A 26,692-nucleotide genomic window follows, 5' to 3' on the forward strand; every position below is an offset into this window, starting at 1 on the left:
TACCGCGCTAGGCGAGCATGCCCTCCAGCGTGCGGGTGCACGACGGCCTGCGCAATTTGCCCATGCCCTTGGCTTCGATCTGCCGCACTCGCTCGCGGGATACACCAAGGGTGGTGCCGATTTCCGCCAAGGTCCGCGGCTGGCCGCGATCCAGGCCGAAGCGCAGCCCGATCACCTCGGCCTCCTTGGCGGTCAGCGTCGCGAGTGCCGCGTCGAGCTGAACACGCATCATGCCCTCGGCTACCACATCGGCAGGGTCGGGAACATCGTCGGCCAGCAGGCCGCCGAGTTCTGTGTCGTCCTCCGCACCTACCGGGGTGTGCAGCGAAATCGGTTCGCGCCCATGGCGCATCACCTCCTCGACTTGGTTGACCGCTAGGTCCAGCTCGGTGGCCACCTCCGCGGCGGTCGCCGCACGGCCCAGTTGCTGCGACAGCGCGTGCCGGGTGCGGGTAACGCGGTTGAGTACGTCCACCACATGCACGGGGATGCGGATGGTGCGGCCCTGGTCGGCCAGCGCGCGGCCGATCGACTGGCGGATCCACCAAGTCGCGTAGGTGGACAGCTTGAGACCGCGCCGGTGGTCGAATTTCTCCACCGCACGGATCAATCCGAATGTGCCCTCCTGGACCAGGTCCAGCAGCGACATGCTGGTCGGCGTCGGGTAGCGCTTGGCGACCGAAACGACAAGGCGCAGGTTGGCCTGGACCATGTGCTCCTTGGCGCGGCTGCCGTCCGCGGCGGTGCGCCGCAGCGTACGCCGCTGTGTGGCGGTGAGTTCGATTCCCGCGGAAGCGCTTTCGTCGAGGCGCCGCTGGGCGAGCACACCCGCCTCGATGCGCTCGCCGAGCTCTACTTCCTGCGTTGCGGTCAGCAGCGCGGTCTGCCCGATCTTCCGCAGGTAGTCCTTGATGGGGTCCACGCTGACCATGCCCTGGGCCGTGCGGGTGGAGCGAGTGGTGCAGATCTGGGTCACGGGTGCGCCTTTCGGTCGAGCGAGGGGAGAAGCCGGTAGTCGATGCCGATGGGCCGGATCGACTACCGGCTGGGTTGTGCGGATTCAGCGGCGGTGCGGATTCAGCGGCCGAGAATCCGCAGCGGACGCCGTGGCTGCGTACGGAATCCTTGTCCTTTCGGTGCATTCCTCGACTGACGGCCGCGCCTGCTATTGCCGCCGGGGAAACCTGTTGTAGTCCGGATCCGTTGGGCGGCAGCGTCATTCGCGGATCGTGCCGCCGCGGGCTCGCCCGACTTCGGCGAAGAGCTCTGCTCGAGCATGCCGCGGATCGCCGCGTCCAGCGTGCTGTGGTACTCGGCCATGGTGGCTGCTCCCTCGTGGCTGGTCTGCATCGTGTTGCGGGTCGGGGCTGCTACGTCGTGACCGTGGGGCATCCGTTTTCTCCTTCGTCTTCGTCGTCTCGCGGCGACGAGAGCAAACTTAGAACAGACCTAAAAATATGTCAAGCATAAATTTATGACGAGATCATGTAGTCTGCTCGACATGAGTGCACAGACCGTCGACACGGGCGCCGAGCAGGGACTTCGGGCCAAAAAGAAACAGCAGACGAGGGAGAAGATCTCGTACCAGGCCACGCTGCTGTTCCTGGAGCGAGGCTTCGACAAGGTGACGATCGCGGACGTGGCCGCGGCTGCCGAGGTCGCCAAGATGACGGTGACCAACTACTTCCCGCGCAAGGAGGACCTCGCGCTGGATCTGGGCGAAGTGTTCGTGGACCAGCTCGGCCGCACCGTCCGCGAACGCGTGGCGGGGGAGTCCGCGCTCGCCGCGTTGCGGCGCGCCTACCTGGCGGCGGTCGCCGATCGGGATCCGGTCATCGGATTCTCCGGTCCGGAATTCGCCGGGCTGATTGCGGGCAGTCCCGCGCTCGTCGCCCGGTTGCGCGAATTCCACGAGGAGCGGGAGGCAGCGCTGGCGCGAACCCTTGCGACCGAAACCGATACTGCGTCAGGCGACATCACGCCGCGGGTGGCCGCGGCGCTACTGGGCGGGGTACATCGGGTGCTGTTCGACGAGACGATGCGCCGCACACTCGCCGGCGAGTCCAACGACGACATCGCCACGGCACTGCACGGGTACATCGAGGTCGCCTTCGCCGCGCTGGAGCCGTCGCTGGCCGACTACGCGGTGCGGGCCGCTGACCGAAGCGAGCCGGTCACCATCGGGTGAACACCGAGACTCTCGGCGATTGCCGAGCGCTATGACGATGCTTGCGGAAAGATTGCCCGCAGCGTTTCCCTAGTTCGTGTGTGTTGTTCGGCATGCTCCCGATTACCCACGATTCCGGAGGTCCCGCAATGGTCAACATCCTGCTCGTGCACGGTGCTATCGCCGACGGCTCGTCCTGGTCCGGTGTCATCCCCACGCTCCAGGCCGCCGGCCACCATGTCGTGGCCGTGCAGCAGCCGCTGTCCTCGATTCCCGACGATGTCACCAAGGTGCGTCAGGCCCTCGACATCCTCGAAGGCCCGACCGTAGTCGTCGGGCATTCCTTCGGCGGCTGCGTCATCACCAATGCCGCGCACGGAGCCAGGAATGTGAAAGCGCTGGTCTACGTCGCGGCGTTCGCGCCGGACGAGGGGGAGACGGTCACAGCGCTCGGTGAGCCGTTCGGTCAGCCGCCCTCGGCGCAATTCTTCGTGACCGACCCGCAGGGCAGGGTGACGTTGCCGCAGGACAAGTTCGTCGAGTATTTCGCCTTCGATGTCGATCCGGTGCAGGCGCGCGTCATGGCCGCGGTGCAAGGCCCGAGCGACGCGGCGCGTTTCGGCTTCGTCTCGGGTCCGCCCGCCTGGCGCGAATTCCCGAGCTGGTACATCGTCGCGGGCAACGACCTGATCATCGGCACGCGGCTCGAAGAGGTGCTCGCCGAGCGGATGAGCGCGAAGACCACCAAGGTCGCAGGCGCCAGCCACGCGGTCATGGTGTCCAACCCGGAGGCGGTCGCCCAGGTGATCCTCGAGGCGGCGGCAGGCTGAGCGCCTGGCCGGTTGCCTCCCGTTTGCCTGGGCTCGTGTCGCACCGTCCCGACCGTCGAAGTCGGCACATACTGAACCGATGACCGGTGCAGTCGCTGTCGCCGACACATCCGCGCCCGCGCCCTTGAGCAGGGCACGGACCAACATCGTGTTCGGCACCATCGTGCTCGGCATGCTGATGGCCGCGCTCGATCAGACCATCGTTTCCACCGCACTGCCGACGATCGTCGCCGATCTCGGCGGTGCGGGGCACCTGGCCTGGGTGGTCACGTCCTATCTGCTCGCCGAGGCGGTGGCGACGGCACTGGCGGGCAAGCTCGGCGATCTGTTCGGCCGCAAGCTGGTGTTCCAGCTCAGCGCGCTGATCTTCATCGTCGGCTCGATAGTCGCGGGCCTGGCCAACGGCATGCTGTTGCTGATCATCGCGCGCGCCGTTCAGGGCCTCGGCGCCGGAGGTCTCATGGTCACGGCGATGGCACTGATCGCCGACATCATCCCGCTGCGCGAACGCGGCAAGTATCAGGGCGCGCTCGGCGCGGTCTTCGGCGTCACCACGGTGATCGGCCCGACGCTCGGCGGGTTGTTCACCGACCATGCGAGCTGGCGCTGGTGCTTCTACGTCAACGTGCCCGTCGCGATCGTCATGATCGCCCTTGCCGCGCGCACCATCCCGCGGGTGCGGGCCGCGATCAAGCCCATCATCGACTATGCGGGCATCGGGTTGGTCGCGCTCGGCGTCTCCAGCCTCATCCTCGGACTCGAATGGGGCGGCACCGAATATCCGTGGGGCTCTGGGCAGATCATCGGCCTGTTCGTCGCCGCGGTGCTACTGCTCGCGGCGTTCGTCGCGGTCGAATTGAGAGCGACCGAACCGATGCTGCCGATGGGATTGTTCCGCAGCAGAGTGTTCACGGTCTGCTCGATCCTGAGCTTCATCGTCGGCTTCGCGATGCTCGGCTCGATAACCTACCTGCCCGCGTATCTCCAATATGTGAACGGGGTGTCGGCCACCGCGTCCGGCGTTCGGACGTTGCCGCTGGTCGCGGGATTGTTGTTCACCTCGATCCTGTCCGGGCAGATCGTCGGAAAGACCGGTCGTTACCGGTACTTCCCGATTGTGGGCACCGCGGTGATGGCGGTCGGTCTGTATCTGATGTCCACGATGGGCCGAACTACCAGCATCTGGCTGGAATCGCTGTACATGCTGATTCTCGGTCTGGGTATCGGCCTTGCCATGCAGGTGCTGACCATCGTCGTGCAGAACACCGTGCCTTACACGCAATTGGGCACGGCAACTTCGGGCGTCACCTTCTTCCGCACTCTCGGTAGCGCTTTCGGCACCGCGATATTCGGCACGTTGTACACCAACCAGATTGCCACCGATCTGACCGCGGCCCTGACCGAGGTGAAGGTCGTGCCACCCGCGGTGGCGGCGAATCCGCAGCAGCTGCGGGCCCTGCCTGCCGATGTCGCCGCGCCCATCATCGACGCCTACGCGAGGTCCATCGACCACGTCTTCCTGTGGGTGGTCCCGGTCGCGCTCGTCGGTTTTGTTGTCGCGTGGTTCCTGAAGGAAATACCGCTGCGTGACAGCGTCCGGGCCGGCGCTTCCGATGTGGGCGAGGGCTTTTCGGTGCCCGATTCCCCGGACCGCCTAGTGCTGCTGGAGCGCGCGGTCTCCGGTGCGATGCGCAAGGCACACGCCGAGGGGCCGATCGGACCGCGCATTCTCGCGGACTCGGGGTCGAAGCTGAGTCCGGGCCGGGCGTGGGCGCTCGGCCAGGTGTACATGCACACCCGGGTTCGCGGTGTGGCCACGCTCGAGGCCATCGCGCACGCCCACAAGATGCCGCCCGAAGTAATCCGCCCGATCTACGTGCAGGTGATCGCCGCGGGCTATGTCACCGCCGACGATGGCCGCGTTCGACTCACCGATTCCGGCCGTGCCGAGGTCGACCGGATCCATGCCTCGTGGCGACATTGGCTCGATACCCAGCTCGACGACTGGGACTACCGCGACCCCGCCGACCGTGCGCTGCTCGATCAGGCGTTGGAGAACATCGCTACCAAGCTCCTCGACGAGGAGGCTCAGGAGCGCGAACCCGTTGACGCTTGATTTCCTTGCCCTCGATTACTCGTAGACGTATATTCGTAGACGAGTAATCGGGAGGTAGTCATGGCTACGAAGCGCAAGGTGGACAACCTGCTGGCGCTTGCGGTGCTCTCGGTGATCGTCGCGCGGCCGATGCACCGATACGAGATCGCGTCGACGCTGCGTGCTCGCGGCAAAGACCGCGACATGGACATCAAATGGGGCTCGCTGTACACGGTCGTACAGAATCTGGAAAAGGCCGGCTTCCTCGAGATCGTCGGCAGCGAGCGCGACGGGGCACGCCCGGAACGCACGATCTACCGGATCACCGACGCCGGTCGCACGGAAATGGCCGACTGGACAAGAGAATTGATCGCCACCCCGGAACCCGAACACCACCGGTTCACCGCGGGACTCTCCATCGCGGCGGCGCTAGCACCGGACGAGGTGGCCGAGTTGCTTTGCAGGCGCATCGAGGCGCTGGGTCACATCATCGAGGCTGTGCGCCGAGAACTCGACGGGCTCGCCACTACGCTGCCACGGCTGTTCATCATCGAGTCCGAGTACGGGCTCGCGATGCTGGAAGCTGAGCAGGCCTGGGCGCGGTCGTTCCGCGACGAACTCATCTCGGGGAGCTTCCCCGGCGTGGACTGGTGGCGGCAGCTGCATGCCGAGGGTGCGGAGCCCGCGGAAGTCGCAAAGCTCGTCGAAGGGGGGAACGCGCCGCTATAGGGCGCCATTGTCGGATCGATGTCATCGTCGGATCGAGACCAGGCTCGGCGGGGTGCGGCAACACCGCCGCCGAGCCCGATGTAACCGTCTCGAACCGTGCCCGCATACGCGCACTCGGCCACGAGGTTGGCAACCACAGGATAACTGGGTGAGCGGCAGGCGGGTCGGTTCGGGGATTCCACCCAACCCGTATCGCACAAACCTGGAGACACCCATGTCCACAACACGAACCACACTTGTCATCGGCGGCGGCGTCGCCGGACCCGTCACGGCCACCGCGCTGCGCAAGGCGGGCATCGACGCCCGCGTTTACGAGGCGTACCCCGGCCCGACCTTCGGCGTCGGCAGCGGGCTCGCGCTCGCTCCGAACGGCGTTGCCGCACTGGACATCATCGGCGCGGGTGATCGCATTCGAGGAATGGCCTCGCCGATCACCGATGTGGCGATGTCGGTCGGCGGCAAGCACCTGCACCTGCCAACGCTGCCGGACACCCTGCTGCAACTGGTCGATCGCAACGAGCTGCATCAGGCGCTGCACGATCACGCGGTCGCCGCGGGCGTTCCCTTCGAATACAACAAACGACTGGTCGGCGTCGACGAGCACGAGTCGGGCGTTACCGCGTATTTCGCCGACGGCACCAGCGCCACCGCGGATGTGCTGATCGGGGCCGACGGCATCCGCTCGACCGTTCGCGGCCTCATCGATCCGAAGGCGCCGGGACCGGACTACACCGGCATGCTCGGTTTCGGTGCGATCGTCGACAGCGATATCGACATCGAGCCGGGGACAATGACTTTCGCCTTCGGAAAGCAAGCGTATTACCTGTACGGGGCGGTCGAGCCGGGCCGGATCATGTGGGGCGCGAACCTCCCGCACAAGGAGTACATGTCGCTGAGCGAGGCACGGGCGGTCCCGGCCGAGCATTGGCTGAAGATCTTGCGCGAGACCTACGCCGAGGACACCCCCGGCGGCGAGCTCGCCCGCAATACGACCGTCGAAACCCTCGAAACGACCGGAGCCCTGCACATCATGCCGCCGGTTCCGCAGTGGTACCGAGGTCGCATGGTGCTGGTCGGCGACTCGGTGCACGCGCCGTCCAACAGCTCCGGCCAGGGTGCGTCACTCGCCATCGAGAGCGCCGTCCAACTGGCACGGTGCCTGCGAGATCTGCCGGACCCGGCATCGGCCTTCGCCGCATACGAGCGGTCGCGGCGCGCGCGGGTGGAAGGCATCGCCGCGCGGGCCGCGAAGATCAACCACAGCAAGACGCCGGGCCCGGTGGCGCGCAAGGTGATGCCGGTGATGATGCGGGTGATGGTCAGATTCATGGACCTGGAGAAGACCATGGGCGCCGAGCAGCGCTACCGCATCGACTGGGATGCCCCCGCGGATCAGGAGCCGGTGGCGGTCGGCTGACCCGAAACTCGGCCGTGGCGCAGCGGCTGCCACGGCCGTGGCGGTTCCGACCGGACGGCGTAGATACGGTGAGAACGGTCTGGGCGAGGATCGGACAGTGTTCAGGATTTGCAGCAACTTCGCCCGCACCGCCGTCGCATGGTGGGTGGTGTGTGGGCCGGGCGGGTGCCCGAACTGCTCGTCACCGCGTCGTGCAACCCCAGCTGATACCAGGCCTATGTCAATACACTTGGTGGGTGACCGATAGGAATTTCGATGGCAATCTGGATTTGAACCAGTTGCGCACCTTCCTTGCCGTGCACCGTGCGGGATCCATTACCGCGGGTGCACGGCTGATCGGTTTGTCCCAGCCGACGGTGACCACGCAGCTGCAAGCGCTGGAGAAACGGCTCGGCTATCGGCTGTTCGACCGGCTGCCGCGCGGGGTGGCAGCAACCGACGCCGCCGTCGAACTCGCCGCCAGGGTGGCCGGCCCGCTGGACGCGCTCGGCGGCATTGTGGGCGACACTGCACCAGCGCAACCGATCACACAGCCGCCGGTCCGCCTGGCCGGGCCCGCCGAAATGCTTGCGGTGCATGCACTTCCCGCGCTGGCCCCGCTGATCGCCGGTGGCGTTCGGCTGAATGTGACGGCAGGGCTTTCGGAGGAACTGCTCGCCGGGCTGCGTGCCGGGCACTACGACCTGGTCGTGTCCACCGTCCGGCCGCGTGGCAGGGCGGTTGTCGCCGAACCGCTTGCCGACGAGGAGTTCGTCCTGGTTGCCGCACCAGCTATCGCGGAGCGGATCGATGTCGCCCGGCTGCGTGCCGAGGGGCCGCCGGCGCTGACCGGCGTCCCCTTGGTCAGCTACGCCGCGGATCTGCCGATCCTGCGGCGGTATTGGCGGCATGTGTTCGGCGTGCGGCTGGCCGCCGACGCTGCGGCGGTAGTTGCCGATCTCCGCGCGGTCGCGGCCTTGGTCGCCGCAGGCGGCGGCATCAGCGTGCTGCCGCGCTACCTGTGCACGGCACGTCTCGCCACCGGCGCCCTGGTCGCACTGCTCGAACCCGAGGATCCACCGATCAACACCGGATTCCTCGTGCGCAGGCCCGGCGCCACGACTCGTCCGCACATCGATCTGGTCCACGACCAGCTACTAGCGGTGCGCCGCGAGTGGTGAGCCCGTCACACCAGGTAGCTCGGGACCTCGTGCCTGCGCCAGCCGCCGCACCCTCGGTCGGGTCGACTGTTCGGCTGAGGATGCAGATGTCGTGCCATGTACCGAGGTCGTCGCGCCTGCGCACCTGCGCGACGACCTCGAGCACACTCGTTGCGGCGTTGCGGCGTTGCGGCGTTGCGGCGTTGCGGCGTTGCGGCGTTGCGGCGTTGCGGCGAGGGTGCGCGGGTCGCGCATTCGGGCCAGCGGCCGACGTATGGTCCGGCTTCGGTAGTCCTCAGTCGGTTTCGGCGCCGCCTCGGCGTTCCGCGTGGCGGCGCAGAATGTCAGCTGTCTGTTCGTCGGCGGGCAGGAACGCCTCCAGATGCAACTCCGAGAGGGTGATGTCGACGGCGGTGGCGAACGAGGTGATAGTGGTGATGAGTCTGAGTTCGCCGTCGTCGCTGTGCAGCCGCAGCGGCACCGCGAAGCCGAGGTGGTCCGGGCCCGGATTCACTTCTGGGAGATAGCCTTCCAGCTCGGCGATGAAATCGTCGAGGCCGGCATCGGGGCTGCGCATGGCCTTGCCGCGCAGGCTTTCGGTGACGTGTCTGCCCCACTCCGGCAGGTTCACCACGCGCCGCGCGAGACCATGGGGATGCAGCGCGAGACGCAGCACATTGATCGGAGGCCTCAGCAACTCCGGCGCGACACCCTCGGTGAGCACATCGAACGCCGCGTTGGCGGCCAGCAGAATTCCGTAGGGCCGCACGACGACCGCGGGGTAGGGCATATGCCCGTCGAGTATGCGCACCAGCGCATCACGTACCGGGCCCAACGCTTCGGTGTCCATATCCGATTCGGGGAAGACCGGCGCGAACCCGGCCGACAGCAACAGTCCATTGCGCTCGCGCAGCGACAGCTCGAGCGATTCGGCCAACCGGACCACCATGGTCCGGCCGGGCCTGGATCGCCCGTGTTCCAAAAAGCTCAGATACCGCTGACTGGTATCCGCGCGAATCGCGAGGTCGAGCTGGCTCACTCGGCGTTGGGTTCGCCAGTGCCGTAGCTGCGTGGCGAATGGGCTCGGTTCTAGCGCCGTCGTCATGCCTCCAGTGAATCCGACGGAGCTGTTCCGCGCCATTCCTCGCAGGGAATTATCGGGGTGCACCTGCGGCTCATACCGATCATTCCCAGCTGGGAATCGCACCCCTGCTCGGCTTCGGCAAGGCTCTGTCTCATGAGCAAGCAATTCGATGAGAACGAACTGGCCACGCTGACCGAGCGCTACGTCGCCATGTGGAACGAGTCCGACGCTGAGAACCGCAGTAAAATGATCCGCGAACTGTGGGCGATCGACGGAGTCCAGGTGCTGGTCGACCCGCCGCAGGAAATCCGCGAGGCGGCCGCGGCACTCGCCTTCCCGATTCCGACCATGGAGGTCCGCGGGCACGACGCCCTGGATCGCAGGGTCACCCGCGCCTACGAAATGTTCGTCGCAGCGGGCGAGCACATCTTCGCCGCCAGCGGTCAGGCCACCCAGCTGTCGGTGAATCTCGTCGGCATCACCTGGCTGATGGTCTCGCAGGCCGATGGTTCGGTGGTGGGTGGCGGCTACGACGTGCTCGCCCTCGACGAGGACGGGCGCATCCAGTCAGACCACCAGCACATCGGCGTCGCCTGACAGCGGCGGACAGCGTTCCCACAACGAGTTCTCCCACGACAGAGTTTCCGCACCACCGAGTTTTCGCACCATAGAGTTTCAGGAGTACGTCATGAATGCGATTGCCTACCACCTCGATCCGCTGCGCGGCCTCGAAGGGCTGACGGCACGGGCGCAGGAGGTTCCCGAGCCGGGACCGAATCAAGTTGTCATCCGGGTGCGCGCGGCCTCGATCAACCGACGCGACCTGATGCTGTTGGACGGCGTCTACCCGCTCCCGGCCACCCCCGGCATCATCCCGCTGTCGGACGGGGTCGGCGAGGTGATCGCCGTGGGCGACAAGGTGACTCGCGCCGCGCTCGGCGACCGGGTGACCGCCTCGTATTTCGTGCGGTGGATCGACGGGCCGCAGCGGTTGGCCCAGGTTGCCGAACAGTACGGCGCCAACTTCAACGGAATGCTCGCCACCTACGCGGTGATCGAAGGGGACTCGGTGGTGCACGTGCCCGAGCACCTCACCGATGTCGAGGCGGCCACGCTGACCTGTGCGGGTGTCGTCGCGTGGGCGGCATTGACCAAGCCGCAGCCGGTCGGACCGGGTGAGACGGTGCTGACCGTCGGCAGCGGCGCGGTTGCGCTCTACGGCGTGCAGCACGCCAAAATGCTGGGCGCCCGCGTCATCTCGATCACCTCGGGCCCCGACAAGGCCGAGCGGCTGCGCAAGCTCGGTGCGGATGAGGTCGTCGACCGGAACCGGACACCGGACTGGGACGAGGCGGTGCTGGAGCTCACCGAGGGCCACGGTGTCGAACATGTGCTAGAAGCTGTTGGGCTGCCGACCCTGTCGAAGTCGGTGAAGTCCGCCGGGTACAACGCGATGATCACCATGATCGGCGCTACGCAGATGTCCGAGGGCCGGCCGTTCGAGAATCCGTTCGTCGGACCGTATCTCGGCATCCGCCGCATCGCCGTCGGCAGCCGTACCGATTTCGAGGCGATGAACCGTGCGATCACCGAACACCGGATGCACCCGGTCATTGATCGGACATTCCCACTCGACCAGGCCGTCGAGGCCTACCGCTACTTCCGCGATGGCAACCCGTTCGGCAAGGTCGTCGTCACAATGCCCTGATCAGGGCTGGTCGTCGAGAACCGCTGTCATGGCGACCTTTCGGCTGGTTGCACCCAAGGCCGATGGGTCGCTTCGACGGGGATCTTGCTGGCCGCTTCGACGGTCTGCCTACTGGTTGCTGTCAGCCGGCGGGTTGCTTTGGTTGTCGGCTGAGCCGGTTCGGGTGTCGGCTGGTGGGTTGCTTTGGTTGTCGGCTGAGCCGGTTCGGGTGTCGGCTGGTGGGTTGCTTTGGTTGTCGGCTGAGCCGGTTCGGGTGTCGGCTGGTGGGTTGCTTTGGTTATCGGCCGAGCCGGTTCGAGTGTCAGTCGGATGGCCGCTCTGGTTGTCGGTCGGCTGGTCGATATGACTGTCAGCAGACTGGCCGGTGCCAGGGGATTGGTTGCCGCGGTCCTCAGCAGGCGGGCCGTTCTCGGCTGTGGCCGGTGTCGCCTCGAACGGCACGATATTGCCTGCGGCGTCACGCGTTCCGATACCGGCCTCGACAGCGGCTGCCAAGTCGGCGACGGTGGCCCAGGAACGAGGGGGCTCGGCCTCGAGGTTTCCGATGGTGTACCAGCTGTCGTTACCTCGGTAGCGGACCAGGCCCTTGCCGGTCTCGTCGACGGTGACATCGAGGTCGCCGGACACCGTCCCTTCCTCTTCGGTCAGGACAGCTGCCTTGGCGGAAATCTCGATGATGTCGCTTATTTGAACTCTCCTCGACGGACGCAGTCCTCGACTGCGGTGCGCAGTGCGACGTGCTCGGCGGGATCAACGGTCAGCGCGTATTTTACCTTGACCTTGATGTATCGCTCGATATAGGCGCACCGGAAAGTTCCGGGAGGCAGATAGTTTGCGGCGTCTTGGTCACCCTTGGACCTGTTGGCCGACGGATCGGAGGCCTCCAGGTTGACCGCGTCGTTGGCGATGCGGCGGCGCGTGTCTTCATCACGCTTGTCGGCGCCCGACCGCCATGCCTCGGCCAGCGCGACGATGTGTTCGGCATCGACGGATGCCGGATCGGTCATCCACTTGTACGGCTTGAGTTTTCCGGTCTTGGAGTCGAGGAATCCGTACTCGTCGCGCCAGCCGCCGTCACGGCCGACCTTCAGTTCGCAGGTTTTCGGATCGAGTGTGACCGAGCCGGTGGCGTCGCGAAGCATCATCACATCACGGCTGGTGCAGCGGCTGTACTGCGCGAAGTCGGGGCCGAAACCGTGTTCGGGCTTGTTGGAATCCCAGTGCGGGAACTTTTCGCGGCTGTATCCGGCCATTGCCGCCTCGGGCGCGTCGACGAGCTGTCCGAGCAGCTCGGTGGCGTCCTTGCTGGAAACCGTTGCCGCGCCGGCCGACCCGGGTCTGCCTCCGTCGCCGCCGGTCGGCTTGTCGATATAGGAGTAGGCAATGGCTACGAGCACAGCGAGGCAGATGGGCGCACAGACGGCGAAGATGCGACGCACGGTGCGGGAGGAGAACACATTCACGAGAACACCGACATCATCGAACTTCCTTACACGAACACCGAACTGAGAACGGGCGTCAAGCTACCGGGTTCGGCTCGTTGTGGAAGTCATTGTCCGTTATGACCTTCGGCACAGTCCATGAGAAACTTCGTGTGCGCCAAGGGGGCTGGAAACGCAGAACACCCCCGAGCCGCCGTGCCGGCGCCGACTCAGGGGTGATCGATCACGATCGAGCGTTTGTTCTGTCATGTGACGGGGGAGCGGGCCGGTTGTCCAGACCGGGGTCCGTGCCCAGCGTTCGAGGCCGATGAGGGAGGTCTCGGGCGCTTGTCGCACGACCGGCTCGTCGTGACGGTTTACGGATAGCTGTCGGGCGGCGAAGTGCGCGGATCTGCGTGTTGCCGATGCACCGCGTACCTCCGTTCAATCGCCCCGCTTCCTACGTAGGTAGATAGTAGATACTCATGGATATCTTTGCAATAACATTACCTTCTGGGTGACTGTGCCAGGTGGGTGGCGGTAGAAGTTGAAATTGCTACTATCTGAGTGCGGAAATACCGCTCATCTGCGGATGCGTGCATGGCGGTAGCGGCGGGGCCGGCCACCATTGCTCGCCATTGAGTGATGAGCATCACAGTGGAGCTGCGAGTAAAGCGGTCACAGCAGCCCGAAGTTGTGTGTCCAAACCAGGTGAAGGCAGAAAAGCCGGATCCAGGAAAGGCGCACATCATGGCTACCGTCGACGTTCTCGACTCGTTCATCAACTACATCGACCTCGGCACCGGCTCGGTTCCGGTGGTGTTCCTGCACGGCAACCCGACCTCATCGCACCTGTGGCGCAAGGTGATTCCGCATGTCAGCGACCAGACCCGCATCCTGGCGCCGGATTTGATCGGCATGGGAGCGTCCGGAAAGCCCGATAGCGACTACCGCCTCGTCGACCATGCTCGTTACCTGGACGCATGGTTCGACGCGCTCGGGCTGGACCAGGTGATCGTCGTCGGCCACGACTGGGGCGGTGCGCTCGGTATGGACTGGGCGGCGCGCCATCCCGGCCGGGTTCGCGGCATCGCGCTGATCGAGACGTTCCTGCGGCCCATGCGCTGGGAGGAGATGCCACCGCTCGGCGCCGAACTGTTCCGCAAGTTCCGCAGCGCGGAGGGGGAACGCATGGTGCTGGAGGAGAACACCTTCATCGAGTTCAACCTGCCGAAGGGCGTTGTCGATCTGTCCCCCGAGGACCATGACGTCTACCGTGCCCCCTTCCCGACTCCAGAGTCGCGCAAACCGCTGCTGGTGTGGCCGCGCGAGTTCCCGCTCGACGGCGAACCGGCCGATGTCGTCGCCATCGTGGAGAACTACGACCGCTGGATGGCGCAGTCGCCCGAGGTGCCGAAGCTGGTGATGGCGCTGGACAACGGTGTCGGCCTCGGATCGTCCGAAGCTGTTGCCTGGGCGGCGGAGACATTCGCTGCGGTCGAGGTTGTTGCGGTGGGCGCTGCGGGCCATCACGCTCCGGAGGATCAGCCCGACGCCATCGGCGGCGCGGTGTCCGCCTGGATACGCAAGCACGCGTTGACCGAGGTGCCCGCGAAGGCGTGAGTGCCGATCGTGATCGGCCCGGATGTCGTCCGAAGCGTTCGGTGGGTCGAGTTCGATGGATCGGTGCCGGGGTCTCGCGGATGGGGACGGATCGCTCGGCCAGGGGACATCGGTGCGACGGTCGTGGCACCGATGTCGCCTGATCCGTGCTGTTTGGTGCGCCGGGATTGCTTGCGCGGAGTCGGTGTCCAACGAAAGATTGTGAGGTGGACACCGAGCTCGACACCGATTCGCCCGCCGCCGACGAGGTCGCCCTTGCCAGGGAACGAGAGCTGGTCGCGCGCGCGGTGGCCGGTGACAGCGCGGCGATTTCCGATGTCGTCCGCCAGTTGCAGGACCCGCTGTATCGGCTGGCTTTGCGCATGGTGTGGCGACCGGCCGAGGCGGAGGACGCGACGCAGGAGATCCTGCTGCGGGTGGTCGGCAATCTCTCGACTTGGCGCGCCGAAGCGAAGCTGCTCACCTGGGCCTACCGCATCGGTGTCAACTATCTGCTGAATCTGCGCAGGCAGACCCCGCAGGAGGCAGCGCAGCTGAGCCTCGACACCTTTCGGGAAGGCTTGGCCGACGGGCTCGCCGCCGAGGACTATCGCGGGCCGGAGTCCGCGTTGCTCTCGGCCGAGGTGCGCCTCAACTGCAGCCAGGCCATGCTGCAGTGCCTGGCCCGTGACGAGCGCATCGCCTTCGTGCTCGGCGAGGTCTTCGAGCTGAGTTCCGCCGATGCCGCGTGGATCCTCGAGGTCACCGCACCCGCCTATCGAAAGCGGTTGGAGCGGGCCAAGAAGCGCATCGGCACCTTCCTGAACGCAACGTGTGGGGTCGCGAATCCCGAGGCTTTCTGCCGCTGCTCGCGGCGGGTGAACAGGGCGGTGGAACTCGGCAGGATCGATCCGCGCCAACCGCGGTTCGCGATGCATTCGATCAGTGCGGGCGGCCGCACGGTGACCGAGGCCGAGGATCAGATGATCCGGCTGCACGACGCGGCCGCGGTACTGCGCGCGCATCCCGATTACGCCGCGCCGGAGGCGAAAATGCAGGCGATTTCCGGGTTGCTGGACTCCGGGCGGTTCCCACTGCTCGATATGAAGTGACGTAGGTCATAGCAGTGCCGTGTCGGAGTCGGCCGACATCGTGTGTCGAAACGAGTGCAGGCAATAAAAGCCGAATCACTCCGAAAGGGGGTCGCCGTAGTATTCGCCGAAGATCGGGCGGATATCGCGTAGACGCAGGTGAAGCCGATATGCAGTGAGGAGGCCGGAACCGTGGTTCCGGGCCTCACTCGTTCCGGTTCAGAGTTGGCGCAGCTTCGCGACGATATCCGGGTCGGCGATTACTACCGGGACCCGAGGACGCCCGAGCGCTGCTCACCCCCGGCCGAGGGCATCGGCTACCCGTTCCCGATGCCCGTCGCCGCGCTCGTGGCCGACGACGCCGAGTAAGACATGGCCTGAGGCGTCGGTCAGTTGCCGAGCAGTTCCAGTGCCGCGATGACCAGTGGCAGCGTTCCTGCGGCGAGGCGGTATTCCCGAATCGGCTCGGCCAGCGAATTGCACTTATGCCGCGACTCGACCAGTGACGGCCGCGACACCCTGTCGGTTGTGTGGTGGCCGGCACGGCGCATGTTCGAGGTCAATTCTCCCAGGTTCTTGACGCCGATAGCTCGTTTGAGTTGGTCCGGTGTCGCAGTGCCCCCCCGGCAGCGACCAATGCTCGAATCGCCCGTAGGCCGGTTGGGCCGAGATTGCCTATGAACCGCTGTACCGTGACCTCGTCCCACACGAACTCGTCCTCTTCGGCGATGCTTCCGGGCAGCAGCGTGCCGTTGGTTCGCACAGTGGCAGGCGCTCGGCCAGCCGACCTGTGCGGTGAGCAGGCCCAGCTGCAACCGCATCTCGAGGGTCATCGGTACCGAGTTGGCAACCATCGCGTAGTGCAGCTGCTCACGTGCCACTCGCGGGGCATCGATCTCCATCGGCATCACGATAGGCCAGATCGCCACTGGTCCAATCGAATTCAATCCGACCGGACCCTTGAACGCGGGCACCCCATCGGCCGAGATCACCTACAGCGAGGGGGTGTCTCCTGTTGGGGAGTCTTGCGGTCAGCAGGACGTCTGGAACGGGAAGCACGGCTGCGGCGGGGCAGTCGGCTGCGCGGGCGCGACGGTCGACGGCACCACGGCGGTGTCGGCCGGCCTGTCGGTGGATCTCATGTCGGTAAGGGTCAGCACGACCAGCAGGAGGATCACGCCGCCCACGAGCGCCCCGAGGGCCCACAGGATCGGCGTGGGCGATGCACTGCGGTAGCCGTGGAAGTACGGAGACCGGGTTGCGCCCCCGTCGGGGTGCGCGTCGGTCAGTGAAGCGGACGGACCCCCTCACGTGACTCCCGCCTACCCGTCCCCTCCGAGAATGCGGCCGCACGGCTTCATACCCATGACCGCCAGTATGGCGCGAGGGTCCGACACGATCGGCCGGTCAGCGAGCCGTGAGAGGGTGTTCATCCGTCGATAAGGTTCACGTACCGCTGAGTCCGGCTGTGCCGCAGACCATATCGCTAGTCTCTGCCCAGGCGCCGGTGTTGATGAAGCTGTCGGGACATACCTCGGTATGCAGCCTCGCGAAGTACGCGCGGATCTCCGACCAGGGACTGCGACGCTATCGGGCCGACGGCGACCCGGCGGCGCGTCGGCGGTCGGGTCGCTGATCCGAGCGCCGGTCACCCTGGATGCCGGTACCGGTCCACAGCGATCTCGGCCCACACGGTCTTGTGTCCGTGGTAGCGAGTGTGGGCCCATGCTGTGGCGAGTCGGTCGATCAGGATCATGCCGCGCCCGCCAGTGCGGTCAGGGGTGCGCAGGTGGGGGACACCGGGGCCGGTGTCGTCTACTTCGATGCGCAACAACTGCCGGTCCGCACGCAGTGATACCCGGGCTCGCCGTGGTGCCAGTCCGTGGCGGCGGGCGTTGGCGGCCAGCTCGTCGAACACCTGGATCGCGTCGATGACCACCATCTCCGACAGCGGCGCCAGCAACTCGCGCACCATCGCCCGCGCCCGCGCGGGCGCGATCAGGTCGAGATCGAGATCCATCGCGACGCCGCGATCCCGGGCGCGGTGCAGATCATCGAGCACCGGTGTCGTCATGACCATCACCCCTCCTGCCTCGCTAGCCGAGTGCACCGGGTCTACCCCGGTCGGAATGATCCGAAACCGTCTACCTCATGCGAAATAACCCCCTGCACTGGTAGATGAAAATCTGTTGTGTCGGGTGTAGACATTCCGCGAGGGTCGGTATACAGTCGCTGTCGTTCGAATTGATGAGTCCAGAGGCCGGGCAGGTGAACTGCCCGGAACATGAAGTTCCACCGTCCCCTCCGGCGGAGAAGAAAATTCCGGTGCAGTCGGCCGGACCGCCGGAGGGGGACGAAGAAGCACGACCGAGAAGTAACAGCGAACAAGCAAGACCGAGAAGTTACGCGGATAAGACCCGGCAATCCAGGAGGTGGTGCTCACTGAGTAGTCATTTATCAGTTCCGCGGCCCGGGAAGTGTCGGGTGCGGTGTAGTACATCGGCCCGCTCGGCCGGTGAACAGAGTTGATATCGATCCCCCCTTCGTAGATCTCAGGCCCCGGCGCGCATGCGCCGGGGCCTGTCGATGTTGAACCCGAGAGGTGCTGTGCAGCAACTGAACACCAATCCCGCCGACGGTCCCAGCGCCGCGGACAAACTCGATGACGAGGATTACGCCGCCTACAGCATGGGACGTGCCACGGAGATCCTCGGTGTCACCCAATCGTTTTTGCGCGGCCTCGACGCTGCCGAACTTTTGACCCCGCAACGTTCGGCGGGTGGGCACCGCCGCTACTCGCGCTACCAGCTGCGTATCGCCGGGCGGGTGCGCGAGCTCGTCGATGCCGGTAACGCCCTCGAGGCGGCGTGCCGCATCGTGATCCTGCAAGACCAGCTTGCCGAGGCCCAACGCCTCAACACCGACCTGCAGCACGCCCTCGACGAGCGCACCGACCCTGACTGAACCAGGGTACCGACGCCGACTGAAACCGAGAAGTGAACGTGACCGAAACACGCACCGGCCAGCTGAACGTCTTCCTTCCTCAAGCGATGGCCCCGGCTGCACCTCGCCTTCGCCGGACGCGCCCTCCGTCGTTCGAGTTGGGCTGAGAGCCGGGTGGTTAAAGATCGACCGTGGGGCTCGCACTACCCGACACCGAGGCCACCCACTCACCTGAGCTGCGGGTGAATGGGTGGCCGGCGGCTACGCGCCGCGGGGGAGTTCGCACCCTTCTGTGCCCGGACGTTGCATCTGTCGAAGACTCCCGACGACACCACTGGTGCACCGAGCCATCATCGTAGGAGCCTGGCGACCCACACGTTGCAGTGGCCGATCTACAGATTCTGAGACTTCAACCGGCGCCGGTTCTCCTTGCGCCCTAGCGCCGCGCACAAATCCGCGATTGGTCAATGACAGGCCTGGTCAGGGCAGTCTTCTCAGTGAATCGTTGATTTTACCTCGCACGTAATCGTTTTCATTCACACGCTGCGCCATAATTTGTCAGCAGCCAAGAGCACTGAACGAAATTCTAAGGAGCGCAACCGATATGCCTTACTTCCAGACCACCACGGACGGCACCACCCTCGCCTACGAGGAGTACGGAACCGGCGCCCCGATCGTATTCGTCGCGGGCTGGTCCCTGTATGCGGACATGTGGGAGTACCAGTTGCACTACTTCGTGGAGCAGGGCTACCGCTGCATCCTGCTGGACCGCCGCGGGCACGGCCGCTCGGACCGCCCGGCCACCGGCTACGACGTGAACACTCGCGCGGACGACCTGGCCGCCCTCATCGAACACTTGGACCTGCGCGATGTCACGCTGGTGGCGCACTCAGCCGGCGGTGGCGAGGTGGTTCGCTACCTGAGCCGCCACGGTCAGGAGCGGGTGAGCCGAATCGCCTTGCTGGCGCCCGCGATTCCGTTCCTGTGCCAGACCGACGACAACCCGGTCGGTGCGCCGAAGGCGGCCCTCGAGGCGTCGATGGCGCAGTTGCGGGCCGACCGCCCGCAGTGGTTCGCCGCTCGGGCGCAGGCCTACTTCGCCACCCACCTACGGCCAGGTACCTCGCCGGCGATCATCGATATGGAGATCCAGCGCTGCCTGTCGGCCTCTCCGTACGCCACCCTGGCGGTGCAGCGGGATCTGTTCAACTCCGATCACCGCCCCGACGTCGCCGCAGTGACCGTCCCGTTCCTGCTGCTGCACGGCCTCGCCGACCAATCGATCCCGATCGACATCAGCAGCCGGCAGGCCGTTCGGCTGGCCCCGCACGCGGTGTTGAAGGAGTACCGGGATGCCGGGCACGGCCTCTACATCACGCACGCGGCCGAGGTGAACGCCGAAATCCTCGAATTCCTGAAGAACTGAGCGAAAGCCGCGTTCCTCAGGCGAATTTCAGCGCCCGCTTGCCGGAGAACGCGGCAGACAGAACTGATCGGCTCCGCCATCACCGACCGGTGCGTCATCTCTCGGGTTCACCCGCGCAAGGGTGGAAGCCGAGCGCTGGACCGTGTTCCGGTCGCATCTGGCCCTGGAACCGTTCTCGACCTTGTCGTGGCGATGGAAACCGCGCCGTGGTCCGCTTTTCAGGAGCGAACGTGCGCAATACCGGCAGCCAACCAAACCCCCACTTGATCGCAATCTCCCCGCGCCCAGAAGCTACGGCATACCCGTCCGTTTTTCGGCCGATGCGACGGCTACCCCGAAAGAACACACATCATGGCTACCGTCGTCGTTCTCGCCTCGTTCATCAACTACAGACACCGGTGTCGGTGACATCCCCGTCGTCTTCTGCACGGCAATCCGACCTCCTCGTACCTGTGGCGCAACGTGCTCCCGCACGTTACGGCCAGGCGCGCTGCCTCGCACCCGATCTCATCGGCATGGGCGAATCGGGTAAGCCGGACATTGATTACCGACTTGACGACCACGCCCGGATCAGGCGGTGACCGGGGCGGGGCGGAGCAATGTTCCGGCCAGCAGGCCGCGGGCGGTCCGCACTGCCACTACTGCCCAAGCGCCGACCAGCACGATGTACAGCGCCACAGCGGCGGCCGCGAACAGGTTGGCGCCGGTGTGGCTGTAGAGGATGGTGCTGCCGCTGATGCAGGTGCCGAGGGGGAAGGTGAAGCCCCACCAGGTGAGGTTGAATTTCAGTGTGCCCGCGCGGGCGGTCTTGGCGGTGACCGCGACAGCGAGCGCCAGCCACAGCATGGCGAAGCCCCAGGTGACGACGCCGAAGATGACCGAGAAGACGGTCAGGCCCTTGGCGTAGAGGTCGGGCAGGGCGGCGGGGGCGGCATTGGCCAAAAGACCTGCGGCGGTGATGGATTGGCCGAGCGGGCCGAGCACGAGCCACAAAGTGGGAACCATGCCCGTTTCGGGGATGCCGTAGTGCACCAGCCGGGACCAGATCATGGTGATGGTGACGAGCGCGGCGAACAGGCTCATGCCGAACATGGCCAGGCACAGCACAATCATGGTCAGTTGGAGCTGGCCGGCAGGGACATAGGGCACCAGCAGCGCACCCATGCCAGCCGACACCATCGGCGGCACAACGGGCATCAGCCAGCCGCCGAACGCGGCGTTCGGCTCGACGTGGTGATGGGTGAACATGCGGTAGGGAATCACGCAGGCGGTCAGCAGCCCGAGCGCGGTGCCTGCCGACCACAGCACCCAGTCCACGGTTAACGCCGCCGACAGGCCGATCACATCGCGACCGAGCAGCAGCGTGCCCGCGCCGACCGTCAGCAGCGCCATCGGGGGAGCACCGAAGAATTGCGACATCACCGGGTGGTTCCAATGATCACGCGCCGATCCGGGAAAGCGCACCCACTGCACCACCCACGCCGAACTCAGCATCACGAGCAGCAGTGCGGCCAGCACCCACACCACAGTGGCCGCACCCCGCAGCCCAGGGAACTGCAAGGGCAGTGTGGCGGCAGCGTTGCCGACAATCCCGGTCCCCATCACAGTCGCGAACCAGTTCGGGCCGAGATGTCGCAGCCCCGCCCGGCGGCGCAGCCGTTCCTCCCGCAAGGCACTGAGCTGGTGCTGCCCGGCAGCGCCGAGCATGTCTTCGTGCACGGCTGCGAGGCGGCCGCGACGCGTGTCGTCGTGGTCGAGCTCGCCGAAGAGACGCCGCGATCCGGCGGGGTGAGGAGTCACTGTGGCGGTCATGTCTCCAGCGTCGCCGCTGGCGGACGTTGCGAGTAGGCACCGCGCTCCTATGGATACATAGACTCGTTCTATGTCCAGCCGTCGCGATGGCCCAGCGTGCGAAGAAGTTGGCGATAGATAGCCACATTTGGACGTTGTAGCTCACCATTTGTCACAAGACGACCGCACAGGTGGTTGAAACTGCGGCACCCTGACAGCTCGGCGAATTAGAGCTGTCAGGCGCATGATCACCGTTCCACTGCAAGCGGTCTTTGCGGACACCGAAGTAGTAGCTGACCCCTGCGGATGTGGCACCTGTGACGATTGCAATCGCAGCACTGTAGAGCGCAAGCGCGGCTAGAGGTTACGTGGTGCCGTGCGATCCACGGTGTCGGACCACCTGCACCGCAAGAGGATTCGCGCGTACGCCGCTCGCATCGACGGCATACCCTGGTGTGAGCACACTTCGCTGCTGCGTGCTGCCAATTGCGTTCCGAAGGGTTATCGGACACCGATGACATAGGCTCGATCTATGCCGCTGTCGCCGCGCGTCCCAGATCTGGCTGCCCTCGACCTGCTGCTCTCGGTAATCGAGCTGGGCAGCCTGGGCCGGGCGGCAGAGGCGCACGGCATTAGTCAGCCGTCGGCGTCCTCGCGCATCCGCTATCTGGAGAAGCTCGTCGGCCTGCCGGTGCTGGAGCGCACGACTCTCGGCTCCCGGCCCACACCAGCGGGTGCGCTCATCGCTGAATGGGCGCGCACCGTGGTCGACGCCGCCGGGCAACTCGACGCGGGCATCGACACTTTGCGGGCCGAACGTGACTCCCGCCTTCGCGTTGCTGCCAGCCAGACTGTCGCGGAGTACCTGTTCCCCGGCTGGCTGATGACCTTGCGCGCCGCCGCTCCCGAGACCACCATTGCCTTGGAATCCGGCAATTCCGTCGAGGTCGCGCACGCCGTGCTCGACGGCAAGGCCGCCATCGGGTTCATCGAGAGTCCGCAGAACTTCCGCGGCATCGAAAGTCATACCGTCGCGCGGGACCACCTGGTCGTCGTGGTGGCCCCGCAGCACGGCTGGGCCCGGCACGGCGCGGTCGCCCTCGAAGCACTCGCCGAAACCCCGCTGATCCAGCGCGAAGTCGGGTCGGGCACCCGAACCTGGTTCGAGCATGCGATCTCGCGCAGCATCCCGGGCTGGCAGCCGACCGTTGCTTTGGAGCTGTCCTCGACGACTGCCATCAAAACCGCGGTCGCCTCGGGGGTAGGTCCCGCAGTCCTCAGCTCGTTGGCCGTCGCCGCGGAGATCACCGCAGGCACCCTGGTCTCGCCTACCGTGACCGGCCTCGATCTCGCCCGCACTCTGCGTGCCATCTGGCCGAGCGGTCAGCGCCTGACCGGCCCCGCCCGCGATCTCTACACCATCGCTCGCCGCACCCAGTAGCGCTGCTGCACAGTCGAGGCCGAAATCAGGGGGCATCCTCGGGCTGCGCCGTCGGCGGAATCCCGGTGTCCAGGAAGCGGATCAGTCGATCGATACGGGCGGTGTGGTCGACGCAGCGTTCCAGGTGATTGCCGACGAGGGCGATATCGATGGAGGCATCGGTGGGCCCGGACCACACCGGGCCGGTGAGTGCCGCGTGCAGTTGCTGATGTAGTTCGTCCATGGTGGGTGCGTCGGATGCCGGTTCGGCAGGCGGTTGATGGCCGGTGGCGACCGCTTGGCCGGCGATGGCGGTGCGGTGCGCGGCGAGCCGGCCCATGGCCATCAACAGGTCCATGATGGGCCGCGGGGCAACGGGTTCAGGGTGGGATTTGTAGACCTGCTCAGCGGCGCGGCTGATCAGCGTGCCGATTCTGGACAGTTCGCTGGCAATCTGGATGGCGGTGACCACATGGCGCAGGTCTCTGGCGACCGGCGCTTGCAGCGCGAGCAACACCACGGTCCGCGCCTCGCAGGCGCTGTACATCTGCTGTAGCTGCTCGTCGAGCGCGAACACTTCGTAGGTGGCGGTGAGGTCGGCGTCGGCGAGCGCATCGGTGACCCGCTCGGCGGCATCGTGGGCGAGCCTGCACATCAGCGTCAAGTCATTGGTCAACGCGACGAGCTCGCGAGTGAACTGGGTCCGCACCGGCAAATTGTCGCCTATCCGCGCCCAATCGAGTACTCGAAAGGTTATTCGGCCGCCGCATCGGCCGGAACTCGCAGGCTGTGGCATTAGAACTGGAAAGATTCGCCGGGTGCGGGAGACTGTGGAATGAAGCGTGACGTCTCGGCGCAGCTGGAAATCGCGGTCTCCGGGCCGACCACCCTCGAGTTCCAGATCGCCGTGGCCCGACAGCCAGGCATCGAGCTGACCGAGTCGCTGGTATTCGACCTCGACGGCCGCAGGATCGCGGCGCAGGAAATCCTCGGTCCGCACGGCACGCGCATTCACAAATTCGAGGTCGGCACCGGCGCGCTGCAAGTGCGCTACAGCGCAACAGTCTTCGGTACCGCGATAGCCGAACCGATATCGGACTACGACCTCGCGGTATACCTGCGGCCGAGCCGTTTCGTCGAGTCCGACAAACTGCTCGGATTCGCCGCAGCCGAATTCCCCAGCGGCGCAACGCCTGCGGACATTGCTGCCATCGTGTCGTCGTGGGTCGGCCGTCGTGTCCGTTATGTCGCCGGCAGCAGCGACCCCATCGATGGCGCGGTGGAGACACTGCTGGCCGGGGCAGGCGTGTGCCGCGACTTCACCCATCTGCTGGTGGCATTGTTGCGGGCGCTCAAAGTGCCTGCGCGCTTGGTGTCGGTGTACGCGCCGGGGCTGTTTCCCATGGACTTCCACGCCGTCGCCGAGGCATACATCGATGGCGGATGGCGGGTTCTCGATGCCACCCATCTCGCCCCGCGCTTGTCGCTGATCCGCATCGCCACCGGCAGGGATGCCTCCGACGCCGCGTTCCTCGACAATCACGGCGGCGAGGTCTATGTGAGCAATATGCAGGTGAGCGCCACCATCGACGGCTACCTGCCCTTCGACAACGGCACCGCCCCTGTCACGCTCTGGTGAGCATGGACCGGGCGGTCGGTGCCGCTGCCCGTGATCCGGCACTCTGCCGAGGCCGGATTCGGTGTTACCGTCGACATGTGCCGAAACGCGATATTCAACATCGAGTGGTGACGGCTTTTCAACGGCGGATCGGCAATCCGATCCTGCGCAGGCTGCCGAGTCAGCAGCTGCTCGAGACCACCGGCCGGGTGAGCGGTCAGCCGCGCAGCACGCCGATCGGTGGACGGCGGATCGGCACCGAATTCTGGCTCGTTTCGGAATTCGGCCAACGCTCCCAGTACATCCGGAATATCAACGCGAACAACCGAGTCCGAGTGCGCCTGCACGGCCGGTGGCACACCGGCACCGCGCACCTTCTGCCCGAGGACAACGCCCACGCCCGCCTGCGCCAGCTGCCGAAAGTCAACAGCTCGGCCGTCCGATTGGTCGGCACCGACCTGCTGACCGTCCGTATCGATCTGGACGACTGAGGTCGAAAAGTATGGCTTGACGGGCCGGAGCCAGCAGGTGTCGAGGTGTGGGTGTTTCGACCGCTCGGAAGGTCGATGCTCCAGCGTCGAACATCGCGGTTGAGCGGGTGATCCACACCACTTGCGCGGGGAGTCGCGGCTGCCGGAGCTTGTTCCGAACCTCGGGTAAGTAACCGGATCCTGAAGTGCGGTCCGAGTGCGGACAATTTGCTGACACGATGGTTGGCATGATCCGTGCGTTGAGTTCCCGCTGGACCGTGTTCGTACCGCTTCTTGCTGCCGCTGCGCTGGCCCTGACCTGGGGGCGAAGTCTGTATTCGGTGGGTGTGATCATCGTGGTCGCGGCGTTGATTGGTGCGGTTCTCGCGGCGGTGCGGCACGCTGAGGTGGTTGCGCATCGGGTGGGCGAGCCGTTCGGATCGCTGGTGCTGGCGGTCGCGGTGACGGTGATCGAGGTGGCGCTGATCGTCACGCTGATGAGTTCGGGCGGCGAGAAGACCGCCTCACTTGCGCGCGACACGGTGTTCGCGGCCGTGATGATCACCTGCAACGGGATCTTCGGTCTGTCGCTGTTGGTCGGCGCGCTGCGCAGGCGGGTCGCGGTGTTCAACGCCGAGGGCACCGGTGCGGCGCTGGCCACGGTGGCGACGCTGGCCACGCTCAGTCTGGTTTTGCCGACGTTCACCACGAGCAAGCCGGGTCCGGAGTTCTCGACCGCTCAGCTGGCGTTCGCCGCGGTGGCCTCGCTGGCGCTGTACGGGTTGTTCGTCATGGTGCAGACGGTGCGTCATCCCGACGACTTCCTGCCGGTCGAGGGCGACGGCGTGGTCACCGACGACGACGTCTGTGACGAGCGGCCGTCGGTGCGTGTCACGCTGATCAGCCTTGCGTTGCTGCTCGTTTCGCTGATCGGTGTCGTCGGGCTTGCCAAGGTGGTGTCGCCGTCCATCGAGTCGACGGTCGCGTCCGCCGGGCTGCCGCAGTCGGCGGTCGGTGTGGTGATCGCGCTGCTGGTGCTGCTGCCGGAGACCCTCGCCGCGGTGCGGGCCGCCCGTCGCGACCAGGTGCAGATCAGCCTGAACCTCGCGCTCGGTTCGGCGATGGCGAGCATCGGCCTGACCATCCCGGCGATCGCGCTGGCAAGTATCTGGCTAGAGGGACCGCTGGTGCTCGGTCTCGGTGCCACCCAGATGGTGCTGCTCGGTCTGACGGTCGTGGTGGGTGTGCTCACCGTCGTGCCTGGTCGGGCGACGCTGCTCCAAGGTGGCGTTCACCTGGCGTTGTTCTCGGCTTTTGTGTTCCTGGCCGCCAGTCCGTAGCGGCCGCGACCGGAACCATGAATAACTTGGCCGCTCGTGGTCAACGACGAGTAAGTGGCGAGGGGTCACGTCGCACCGCTGCTGAACATCTTTATCATTTGGATGGCGAAGGTCGGTCCGGAGCTGAAGTCGCTGATGCCGGGGTTGCGGCCGCTGACCGATGCCGTCACCACCACCGCGCCACGCATCGACCTCGGCAGCCTGATCGGTCAGGCCCTGCACGAGACCGGTGACGACTCGATCAAGGTCCGCGTCACCGTCAAGTAGTCGGCGAATTTTCGGCATCCTGGCCTTGATGGCTTCTACCTGCGGCGACACGGCGTGTCGAAGTTGATCTTTTGCTGCGCAACTTTCGGTAACCTGCCACCTGGCGAGCTTTTCGTGACGGTGTAGTCCCAACG

General features: G+C 65.8%; 27 protein-coding genes. 18 read left to right on the top strand and 9 right to left on the bottom strand.

The features are described 5' to 3' along the window. Nucleotides 1-7: 7 nt before the first annotated feature. Nucleotides 8-976, bottom strand: a complete 969-nt coding sequence (locus tag OHQ90_RS11810) for a sigma-70 family RNA polymerase sigma factor (protein ID WP_328409983.1) — start codon at nucleotides 974-976, stop codon at nucleotides 8-10. 101 nt (nucleotides 977-1,077) lie between these two features. Continuing rightward, nucleotides 1,078-1,392 (bottom strand): hypothetical protein, encoded by a 315-nt coding sequence (locus OHQ90_RS11815; RefSeq protein ID WP_328409984.1) that lies wholly within the window; start codon nucleotides 1,390-1,392, stop codon nucleotides 1,078-1,080. A gap of 109 nt (nucleotides 1,393-1,501) precedes the next feature. On the opposite strand from OHQ90_RS11815, the gene OHQ90_RS11820 reads away from it, so the two are divergent. From OHQ90_RS11820 to OHQ90_RS11845, 6 genes are all read left to right on the top strand, one after another. Next, entirely contained in the window at nucleotides 1,502-2,188 is a 687-nt protein-coding gene (locus OHQ90_RS11820) for a TetR/AcrR family transcriptional regulator (RefSeq protein ID WP_328409986.1), read from the top strand. Between the two features lie 128 nt (nucleotides 2,189-2,316). After that, on the top strand, nucleotides 2,317-2,997 hold the full coding sequence (locus OHQ90_RS11825; RefSeq protein WP_328409988.1) for an alpha/beta fold hydrolase: 681 nt from the start codon (nucleotides 2,317-2,319) through the stop codon (nucleotides 2,995-2,997). A 79-nt stretch (nucleotides 2,998-3,076) separates the two neighbouring features. Beyond that, nucleotides 3,077-5,113: an MDR family MFS transporter gene (locus tag OHQ90_RS11830; protein ID WP_328409990.1), complete on the top strand. Its 2,037-nt coding sequence runs from the start codon at nucleotides 3,077-3,079 to the stop codon at nucleotides 5,111-5,113. 60 nt (nucleotides 5,114-5,173) lie between these two features. Beyond that, on the top strand, nucleotides 5,174-5,821 hold the full coding sequence (locus OHQ90_RS11835; RefSeq protein WP_328409992.1) for a PadR family transcriptional regulator: 648 nt from the start codon (nucleotides 5,174-5,176) through the stop codon (nucleotides 5,819-5,821). Between the two features lie 214 nt (nucleotides 5,822-6,035). Beyond that, nucleotides 6,036-7,238, top strand: coding sequence for an FAD-dependent oxidoreductase (locus OHQ90_RS11840; RefSeq protein ID WP_328409994.1), 1,203 nt, complete (start codon nucleotides 6,036-6,038; stop codon nucleotides 7,236-7,238). A gap of 236 nt (nucleotides 7,239-7,474) precedes the next feature. Next, nucleotides 7,475-8,398: a LysR family transcriptional regulator gene (locus OHQ90_RS11845; protein ID WP_328409996.1), complete on the top strand. Its 924-nt coding sequence runs from the start codon at nucleotides 7,475-7,477 to the stop codon at nucleotides 8,396-8,398. A gap of 274 nt (nucleotides 8,399-8,672) precedes the next feature. On the opposite strand, the gene OHQ90_RS11850 is transcribed toward OHQ90_RS11845, so the two are convergent. Next, complete coding sequence (locus OHQ90_RS11850; protein WP_328409997.1) at nucleotides 8,673-9,482, bottom strand: helix-turn-helix domain-containing protein; 810 nt, start codon at nucleotides 9,480-9,482, stop codon at nucleotides 8,673-8,675. 132 nt (nucleotides 9,483-9,614) lie between these two features. Between OHQ90_RS11850 and OHQ90_RS11855 the strand changes: the two genes are divergently transcribed. Together OHQ90_RS11855 and OHQ90_RS11860 are read left to right on the top strand one after the other, a co-directional pair. After that, complete coding sequence (locus OHQ90_RS11855) at nucleotides 9,615-10,058, top strand: hypothetical protein (RefSeq protein WP_328409999.1); 444 nt, start codon at nucleotides 9,615-9,617, stop codon at nucleotides 10,056-10,058. A 91-nt stretch (nucleotides 10,059-10,149) separates the two neighbouring features. Next, nucleotides 10,150-11,169: a zinc-dependent alcohol dehydrogenase family protein gene (locus tag OHQ90_RS11860; RefSeq protein WP_328410001.1), complete on the top strand. Its 1,020-nt coding sequence runs from the start codon at nucleotides 10,150-10,152 to the stop codon at nucleotides 11,167-11,169. A 108-nt stretch (nucleotides 11,170-11,277) separates the two neighbouring features. On the opposite strand, the gene OHQ90_RS11865 is transcribed toward OHQ90_RS11860, so the two are convergent. Further along, entirely contained in the window at nucleotides 11,278-11,796 is a 519-nt protein-coding gene (locus tag OHQ90_RS11865) for a hypothetical protein (RefSeq protein ID WP_328410003.1), read from the bottom strand. A gap of 56 nt (nucleotides 11,797-11,852) precedes the next feature. Then, entirely contained in the window at nucleotides 11,853-12,632 is a 780-nt protein-coding gene (locus OHQ90_RS11870) for an HNH endonuclease family protein (protein WP_328410005.1), read from the bottom strand. 708 nt (nucleotides 12,633-13,340) lie between these two features. Here OHQ90_RS11870 and OHQ90_RS11875 point away from each other — a divergent pair. From OHQ90_RS11875 to OHQ90_RS11885, 3 genes are all read left to right on the top strand, one after another. Continuing rightward, on the top strand, nucleotides 13,341-14,213 hold the full coding sequence (locus OHQ90_RS11875; RefSeq protein WP_328410007.1) for a haloalkane dehalogenase: 873 nt from the start codon (nucleotides 13,341-13,343) through the stop codon (nucleotides 14,211-14,213). 206 nt (nucleotides 14,214-14,419) lie between these two features. Next, a complete protein-coding gene (locus OHQ90_RS11880) occupies nucleotides 14,420-15,304 on the top strand; it encodes an RNA polymerase sigma factor (RefSeq protein WP_328410009.1) in 885 nt (294 codons plus the stop codon). 204 nt (nucleotides 15,305-15,508) lie between these two features. Next, nucleotides 15,509-15,652, top strand: coding sequence for a hypothetical protein (locus OHQ90_RS11885; protein WP_328410011.1), 144 nt, complete (start codon nucleotides 15,509-15,511; stop codon nucleotides 15,650-15,652). A 20-nt stretch (nucleotides 15,653-15,672) separates the two neighbouring features. On the opposite strand, the gene OHQ90_RS11890 is transcribed toward OHQ90_RS11885, so the two are convergent. After that, complete coding sequence (locus OHQ90_RS11890) at nucleotides 15,673-15,801, bottom strand: hypothetical protein (protein WP_328410013.1); 129 nt, start codon at nucleotides 15,799-15,801, stop codon at nucleotides 15,673-15,675. Between the two features lie 1,130 nt (nucleotides 15,802-16,931). After that, nucleotides 16,932-17,363 carry an ATP-binding protein gene (locus tag OHQ90_RS11895; RefSeq protein WP_328410015.1) on the bottom strand — a complete coding sequence of 144 codons (432 nt, stop codon included), beginning with the start codon at nucleotides 17,361-17,363 and terminating at the stop codon, nucleotides 16,932-16,934. A gap of 506 nt (nucleotides 17,364-17,869) precedes the next feature. Here OHQ90_RS11895 and OHQ90_RS11900 point away from each other — a divergent pair. Both OHQ90_RS11900 and OHQ90_RS11905 read left to right on the top strand, forming a co-directional pair. Next, nucleotides 17,870-18,247: a helix-turn-helix domain-containing protein gene (locus OHQ90_RS11900; protein ID WP_442941375.1), complete on the top strand. Its 378-nt coding sequence runs from the start codon at nucleotides 17,870-17,872 to the stop codon at nucleotides 18,245-18,247. A 583-nt stretch (nucleotides 18,248-18,830) separates the two neighbouring features. After that, nucleotides 18,831-19,652, top strand: coding sequence for an alpha/beta fold hydrolase (locus OHQ90_RS11905; RefSeq protein WP_328410016.1), 822 nt, complete (start codon nucleotides 18,831-18,833; stop codon nucleotides 19,650-19,652). A 570-nt stretch (nucleotides 19,653-20,222) separates the two neighbouring features. Here OHQ90_RS11905 and OHQ90_RS11910 read toward each other — a convergent pair. Continuing rightward, nucleotides 20,223-21,464, bottom strand: coding sequence for a TDT family transporter (locus OHQ90_RS11910; RefSeq protein WP_328410018.1), 1,242 nt, complete (start codon nucleotides 21,462-21,464; stop codon nucleotides 20,223-20,225). A gap of 511 nt (nucleotides 21,465-21,975) precedes the next feature. Here OHQ90_RS11910 and OHQ90_RS11915 point away from each other — a divergent pair. Further along, nucleotides 21,976-22,884 (top strand): LysR family transcriptional regulator, encoded by a 909-nt coding sequence (locus OHQ90_RS11915; RefSeq protein ID WP_328410020.1) that lies wholly within the window; start codon nucleotides 21,976-21,978, stop codon nucleotides 22,882-22,884. Between the two features lie 25 nt (nucleotides 22,885-22,909). Here OHQ90_RS11915 and OHQ90_RS11920 read toward each other — a convergent pair whose 3' ends face one another. Continuing rightward, nucleotides 22,910-23,572 carry a phosphate signaling complex PhoU family protein gene (locus OHQ90_RS11920; RefSeq protein WP_328410022.1) on the bottom strand — a complete coding sequence of 221 codons (663 nt, stop codon included), beginning with the start codon at nucleotides 23,570-23,572 and terminating at the stop codon, nucleotides 22,910-22,912. 126 nt (nucleotides 23,573-23,698) lie between these two features. Between OHQ90_RS11920 and OHQ90_RS11925 the strand changes: the two genes are divergently transcribed. The 4 genes from OHQ90_RS11925 (at nucleotide 23,699) to OHQ90_RS11940 (ending at nucleotide 26,558) form a co-directional block, all read left to right on the top strand. Further along, complete coding sequence (locus tag OHQ90_RS11925) at nucleotides 23,699-24,502, top strand: transglutaminase-like domain-containing protein (RefSeq protein WP_328410024.1); 804 nt, start codon at nucleotides 23,699-23,701, stop codon at nucleotides 24,500-24,502. 107 nt (nucleotides 24,503-24,609) lie between these two features. Further along, on the top strand, nucleotides 24,610-24,972 hold the full coding sequence (locus OHQ90_RS11930) for a nitroreductase/quinone reductase family protein (protein WP_442941376.1): 363 nt from the start codon (nucleotides 24,610-24,612) through the stop codon (nucleotides 24,970-24,972). Nucleotides 24,973-25,199: 227 nt separating this feature from the next. Further along, nucleotides 25,200-26,291 carry a calcium:proton antiporter gene (locus OHQ90_RS11935; protein WP_328410028.1) on the top strand — a complete coding sequence of 364 codons (1,092 nt, stop codon included), beginning with the start codon at nucleotides 25,200-25,202 and terminating at the stop codon, nucleotides 26,289-26,291. 102 nt (nucleotides 26,292-26,393) lie between these two features. Next, nucleotides 26,394-26,558: a hypothetical protein gene (locus tag OHQ90_RS11940; protein ID WP_328410030.1), complete on the top strand. Its 165-nt coding sequence runs from the start codon at nucleotides 26,394-26,396 to the stop codon at nucleotides 26,556-26,558. Nucleotides 26,559-26,692 lie beyond the last annotated feature (134 nt).

Source organism: Nocardia sp. NBC_00403, assembly GCF_036046055.1.
Taxonomy (GTDB): domain Bacteria; phylum Actinomycetota; class Actinomycetes; order Mycobacteriales; family Mycobacteriaceae; genus Nocardia.